At 56.0% G+C, this 5,648-nt stretch carries 8 protein-coding genes; 7 read left to right on the forward strand and 1 reads right to left on the reverse strand.

Translation table 11 applies throughout. The features are described from left to right. Positions 1–227: 227 nt before the first annotated feature. From ACZRKO_RS22605 to ACZRKO_RS22635, 7 genes are all read left to right on the forward strand, one after another. On the forward strand, positions 228–509 hold the full coding sequence (locus ACZRKO_RS22605; protein ID WP_414058650.1) for a DUF905 family protein: 282 nt from the start codon (positions 228–230) through the stop codon (positions 507–509). A 110-nt stretch (positions 510–619) separates the two neighbouring features. Beyond that, positions 620–2,590 carry a ParB/RepB/Spo0J family partition protein gene (locus tag ACZRKO_RS22610; RefSeq protein WP_414058651.1) on the forward strand — a complete coding sequence of 657 codons (1,971 nt, stop codon included), beginning with the start codon at positions 620–622 and terminating at the stop codon, positions 2,588–2,590. Between the two features lie 37 nt (positions 2,591–2,627). Beyond that, a complete protein-coding gene (locus tag ACZRKO_RS22615) occupies positions 2,628–3,074 on the forward strand; it encodes a conjugation system SOS inhibitor PsiB family protein (protein ID WP_414058652.1) in 447 nt (148 codons plus the stop codon). Next, positions 3,071–3,805, forward strand: coding sequence for a plasmid SOS inhibition protein A (locus ACZRKO_RS22620; RefSeq protein ID WP_414061935.1), 735 nt, complete (start codon positions 3,071–3,073; stop codon positions 3,803–3,805). The genes ACZRKO_RS22615 and ACZRKO_RS22620 overlap by 4 nt, the downstream gene beginning before the upstream one ends. 666 nt (positions 3,806–4,471) lie before the next feature. Next, a complete protein-coding gene (locus tag ACZRKO_RS22625; protein ID WP_413531443.1) occupies positions 4,472–4,774 on the forward strand; it encodes a hypothetical protein in 303 nt (100 codons plus the stop codon). Between the two features lie 69 nt (positions 4,775–4,843). Beyond that, positions 4,844–5,071, forward strand: coding sequence for a hypothetical protein (locus ACZRKO_RS22630; RefSeq protein WP_183850759.1), 228 nt, complete (start codon positions 4,844–4,846; stop codon positions 5,069–5,071). 46 nt (positions 5,072–5,117) lie between these two features. Then, positions 5,118–5,462 carry a hypothetical protein gene (locus ACZRKO_RS22635; RefSeq protein ID WP_119823480.1) on the forward strand — a complete coding sequence of 115 codons (345 nt, stop codon included), beginning with the start codon at positions 5,118–5,120 and terminating at the stop codon, positions 5,460–5,462. Here the strand turns inward: ACZRKO_RS22635 and ACZRKO_RS22640 are convergent. Beyond that, positions 5,449–5,648 (reverse strand): hypothetical protein (locus tag ACZRKO_RS22640; protein WP_463739328.1); only part of this gene is annotated, 200 nt, incomplete at its 5' end. The genes ACZRKO_RS22635 and ACZRKO_RS22640 overlap by 14 nt on opposite strands.

The raw sequence follows: 5,648 nt of genomic DNA on the forward strand, positions 1-5,648 counted from the left end.
GCCTCGTTCCTCGCCGTCGGGTGTGTGCATTCTGCCGGGTGCGGTTATCCATCTCACGCTAAGCCCTTACGCGGAGGGCTGGGTGTAGCACCGTCACCCGCGTTAACGCAAGGGTGAAATGCACGCCTGCGGCGCCCTTGCGTTCCCACGCGCGCCGTTGCTACTTCGCCCTTTGCCGCGAAAGAACTCACCGAGAGATGACATTTAAACCAGAGGGGAAGACCAGCATGCACACACAAAACGTCAAGACCGCCGCTCACGAATCTTCCGAAAGATGGGGGGAAAGCAAGGGCGATCTCCTTCTACAGATACACAACATTTATGTTCGGGCGCAGTCTCGCCTCAAGCAAGGCTATGCCCTGTCTCAAAGCGAACCGACGCGCGACGGCGACCATCAGATCACGCTCCGCAAACAGGGCGAACTGGTGTGGCGGGGCTGGACGTTTGAACGCGATTTTCTGGCTGATTTACGGCGATACATCGGGGAGGCAACAGAAGGACAAGAGTAAGGCGCTGAAATTGAGGCAATAAAAAAGCAGGGTTTCCCCTGCTTCATTACGCCAGAAGGGAGGTCAACGCTCCCAGACCGGCACGACAATCTATAACGAGGAGTCACATCATGTCTGACAACAATACTAAAGCAGCCACCGTTAAAAAATCCAGCGATAAAGTTTCAAAAGCGGTAAACGAGGCACTTAAGGCCGCGCTCGAGCAGGCGCAGATGGAGTTTGTGCCGCTTTCCTCGCTGGTGATATCTCCGATGAACGTCCGTACCGTCCCGTATACGGCGAAGGAAGTCCGGCAAACGGCGGACTCGATCCATGCTATCGGGTTACTGCAAAACTTAGTCATTCATTCATTGCCGGAGGGAATGAACGGCGTCGCGGCGGGTGGTAAGCGATTAACCAGCCTTAATGCGCTCTTGGAAGAGGGGAAAATGACGCCGGACACCCTCATTGCCGTGAAACGCCTGCCTGACGAACTTGCCCGCGCTGCCTCCATTATCGAGAACAGCGACCACAAAGTCATGCATCCGGCAGAGCAGATTGTGGGCTTCCGTGACCTTGCCGCCGAGGGAAAAACGGAGGCGCAGATCGGCGCACTGTTCGGGTACTCAAGCCGCCATGTGCAGCGCTGCCTGAAAATGGCCAGTCTGGCACCCGCGCTGCTGAAATTACTCGCTCAGGACGAAATCACTCTCGATATCTGTCAGGCGCTGTGCCTTGAAGACGATCAGCAACGGCAGGTCGAGGTCTGGGAAAGCGCGAAGAGTAACTATTATTCCCCGTCGGTTAACGTCATTAAAAACATGATCGTGCAAAGCGAGGTGAGCATTCTCAATAACCGCCTGTTTGCCTTTGTCGGTCGGGATACATATGAAGCCGCAGGCGGTCTGGTACGTGAAGACCTGTTCAGCGGCGAAAACGGGGAGGGGTTCGCAGACAAATCCCTGCTCACCACGCTGGCAGAGCAAAAACTGGCGGCTGCGGCGCAGGCCATTCAGACGCAGGAAGGCTGGTCGTGGAGTCTCTCACGGTGGAGCGGCATCACCTCCCGTGGCGATGACCGCACAGCGTATCGCCTGCTGGACGCGCCGGATCCTGTCTACGCAGAAGGGGAAGAGGCCGCGCAGGGTGTGCTGATCGAACAGCGCGATGCGCTTGAAACCGATGAAGATGACTCCGTTTATCAGGAGCAAATTGACGCTATTGAAGAACGCGCAATCAGTCGGGGGTGGACGGAGGAACAGAAAGCGTCCGGCGGCGTGGTGGTGTCGTATAACAACGGTTATATGCATATCCAGCGCGGTGTGTGCAAGCTTGAGCCGGTGGAAACGCCTGTTGAAAACGTTGTCACGCTGGTAAATGAGACGCCAAAAGCCGTGGATCAGGTCTCCGCAACCCTCGTTACCGCCATGTCCAGCGAGAGAACGCTGGCTGTCCAAGCCGCGCTCTCCCAGCAGCCGAACGTCGGCTTGGCGTTGCTGACGTGGAAATACTGCCTCGCGGCCTTCGGAAAATTGGGTAAGGCATCGCCGCTGAGAGTAAATATGACCGTGGAGCGCGGCACACTGGTGACAGCGTCACTCTCCGGTGACGAAGGGAAAGCGTTTCAGTGGCTTGAGCAGGAAAAAGAGCGGGTGCTCTCAACGTTTCCCGAAGATTGGACAGCCAGCTTTACGTGGCTTCTCGACTGGCAGCAGGCTGACGTGTCGATGTTGCTCGGATTCTGCGTGGCGTTTGGCATCGATGGCGTGCAGGAGCGGATTTACGGCAAAACGAATGACAGCGCGCTGGACGCGCTGGAAAGTACGCTGAATTTTGACTTACGCGACTGGTGGCAGCCGACCGCAGCGGGGTATTTCTGCAAAATCAGCAAAGATCAGATTGTTGACGTGCTGAACCAAAACGGTCTCAGCGGCGTAGCGGTCGAGGCGGCGAAACTCAAGCGGAGCGAAGCCGCCGTGCTGGCCGAGAAAGCGATAGGGGAAACCCGCTGGGTGCCGGAGTGGATGAAAGCACCGGTGACGGAGACAGAAACCGCGCAGAACGAACTTCCTTCCACTGACACCACGGCAAACGCCGCCTGATTCGGAGATACCGCCCGAAAGGGCGGTATATAACATAATGAAAAATACTCAAACTGCTTTGCTCACGAATATTGTGGGTTGCCAGCCAGCCGGTGCGGACGTGTTGGCGGGCCTGCACGGTAATGTCGGTAAGTTGTTTACCGATTCTGTTTTGCAAAATATAGAGTTACCGGTCGCATGGTCTGTCGATGCGCCCGATCCTGAAGAAGAGGGGTTTATGCCGACCTGCTGCGTGCTGACTCCGGCATCCGGCATCAGGGTCATATTCGGATTTGGCGGCTCCGATGCGCCGTACTGGACGATGGGACTTTTGTTTAATGCCGGTCAGTCAGTCGCGTGGGTGTTCGTCTCTGAGGATATCGGGAGCGCGTCTGTCTCGAACCTTGAGCGCGAAATTCGGCGTCTCGATGAGTATATCCACGCCGGATATACCGACGCTGACAGGCTCGCGGCGGTGCTTCGATTCACGGGGGTGGCGGTATGATCCCCAACTCACGCGCGTTAGTCCCCCTGCATCCCCAACGCCGAGCGGTCATGCAAGCTATCGGTTATGTCGAAAATCGCAGTGAAACCGCCCACCGGCAGGGAAAGTATCCCTATGCCAGCGCTTTTTTCCGGTTTATGGGCAGGCCAGCGATAGCTTTAGACGATATCCGCATGGTAGACGGGTGCTTTGATCCCAAGGACCGGAAGAGGCCGAGTAAAGCGCGTTATCTTGCCGCCATCGATGTGCTGATTTCGACGCGGGGGGCATCATGCCTTTCGCCCCTGTCCGACAGCGTCGGTCGCAGCCTGTTTCCTGAAGTCGATAACATGGATCGGCAGCGCGGGGAACAGCGTGCCGTTCTCAACGCAAACCGCAAAAGAAATGTCGAAGCGAAGACTGAGGAAATGAAGCGGCGGCACTATGAGAGCCAGCTGGGACAGGCCGAAATAGAACTGGCGTTTTGTACTCCGAGCACGGTCAGATCGTGGTACTCGGCATGGTCGCGCAGAGAATTGCATCTCCACGATTTGGGTGAGCTGGTATATGCGTGGATCTCTCGGTTCCCCAGCCTGATGCATTTCGACCGCTACTTTGTTCGCTACGAACCTCTTTGGGCAGTGATGCTGGAAGTTAACCGGCACGCTGATGAGCAAAGCGAGTTTGAGGCTTACCTTGACCGGCTGATGCTTCCGAATCGCCTGTCTGACCTGGAAAAAAAACACAGATAAACCGCCAGGCTGCTGCGGCTACGCCGCGGCGGCTCTGCTTAATCTCCGGTATGTGTCGGGGGCTTGTCTCTCTCTTCTCTTACTGTCTCTTTCTCTCCGGGCAACTCTTCTGATTCGTCATGCAGCTGCTGCGCGTCATTCTGTCAGTGATTGGTATTTCCGAACTTCTCATGATTATTTTCCCCCAGACGGATCACCCCTACGGCATGGCCCCCTTCGGCTCCCGACCTGCGGCCGGTCGTCGAGCCCGACTGCGCTAACCGGCAAGCCGGTAAGCTTCGCGGAATCCCTTCGGGGTTCCGGCCTGACGGCTAGGGTCTGATGGCAACGGCCAGGTCAACACCCGCAGCCGGCTCCGCCGCCGCACAGACACTGGCCGGTAAACCGGCCGCTAAGGTCGCCACGCCGTTCCGTCGTGTCGGGTGCGTTCATTCTGTCCGGGCTGTCCGGCGAGCCATCGCTCAGCCAGCCCTTTCGCGCGGGCTTAAACGTAGCACCGCCTGGTCATTCCCCAAGGGGTGAAATGCACTTCGCCAAAACTTTTTCTCGTGCCTCGTAAAACTGTTGTCTCCGCCCCTTGTTGCCTGCCTGCGTTGGTACTCCGTTGCCCTTGCCGCGAAAGAACTCACTGAGAGATGGACTAACCACCGAAGGGGAACAACCAGAATGAACACACAGAACGTCAAGACCGCCGCTCCTGAATCTACTGAAAGATGGGGTAAGACATACGAGATCCTTTTAGCAGAGGGTGTGAAGGGTGGCAAACCCGAAGAGTACGACGTTTACGGTTTTGAGACGCTAAAGGCGTTGCAGGCGTTTCGTAAAAAGTATCCTGAGCAAATGAAAATGGCATACAGCTATACGCTCAGTTCAGGCACGACCAAGGCCGGAAGCCATATTTCTGTGTGCGACGCGGAACATTTTAAGGCGTTTAACAAGTTGGTTAAGGCGTCAGGCATTGAAATTTGATCAACAACCGAGGGCGGGAACGTCCCCCTGTTAAAGTGAATTGTATATTGGGGAGTTAAGGAAAAAAGAATGATCTATTACATCACCGACCAGACAAAAGGAGAGCCGGATATTTTAACGCCGGTTCGACATGAAACCCTGATTATCAGAACGCTCGACGGGGCTGAAATATTCAGGCAGCAGGCACCACAGGACGGCTGGACGCATGACCAGTTAATCACTGTTCAGCCGGATGATAACGGGGAAGGCTCAGATGCCTATTTAGGCGCTTCGTGGGTTGGTTCAACAGAAGTTTAGTGGGAATGGCGGGCTCCTCCCGCCATGAAAATCCAGGAGAAACACCATGCACACACAAAACGTCAAGACCGCCGCTCCTGAATCTTCCGAAAGATGGGGGGGAAACCCTCTGTCAGCCGACACGCAAACTCCGCGTGATCACGTCATGTTGATTGTTGCCATGCTCGATACCGGCATGGGCTTTCATTTCGTCTCACATCCGACATTGTCCGGTAGTAATTCAAATCTTTGGTTCCCGCTGCCTGACGGTCTGGAACTGTTGGCTGCTGTCGAACAAGTCATGGTAATGAACCACGCAGCCAACAATGTTGTCAGGCTGGAACTCTTTCACGAAGGTGACGGGCACGCCGATTACCGAGTCGTTTTCAATCGCGAAATCAGGGTGTGCTGAGACAAAGGGCGGGGCGATACATGCCCTGCCCGTCAGTGATGCATATCTGCTCGTAGCCTGAATGCCGCAAAAATCCCCAGCGGGCTCCGCCCGCCAGTTCCTGAGACAGGCGGCGGCTGCGCCGCCCCTCTTCTCCGGTATGTGTCGGGGGCTTGTCTCTCTCTTCCCTTACTGTCTCTTCCTCTC

The organism is Ewingella sp. C233 (assembly GCF_055407225.1).

What these genes read in the sequence shown, in the direction of transcription:
- ACZRKO_RS22625 (WP_413531443.1), top strand. Translation starts at nt 4,472, where the DNA reads ATGAACACACAGAACGTCAAGACCGCCGCTCCTGAATCTACTGAAAGA.
- ACZRKO_RS22615 (WP_414058652.1), top strand. Translation starts at nt 2,628, where the DNA reads ATGAAAAATACTCAAACTGCTTTGCTCACGAATATTGTGGGTTGCCAG.
- ACZRKO_RS22630 (WP_183850759.1), top strand. Translation starts at nt 4,844, where the DNA reads ATGATCTATTACATCACCGACCAGACAAAAGGAGAGCCGGATATTTTA.
- ACZRKO_RS22605 (WP_414058650.1), top strand. Translation starts at nt 228, where the DNA reads ATGCACACACAAAACGTCAAGACCGCCGCTCACGAATCTTCCGAAAGA.
- ACZRKO_RS22620 (WP_414061935.1), top strand. Translation starts at nt 3,071, where the DNA reads ATGATCCCCAACTCACGCGCGTTAGTCCCCCTGCATCCCCAACGCCGA.
- ACZRKO_RS22610 (WP_414058651.1), top strand. Translation starts at nt 620, where the DNA reads ATGTCTGACAACAATACTAAAGCAGCCACCGTTAAAAAATCCAGCGAT.
- ACZRKO_RS22635 (WP_119823480.1), top strand. Translation starts at nt 5,118, where the DNA reads ATGCACACACAAAACGTCAAGACCGCCGCTCCTGAATCTTCCGAAAGA.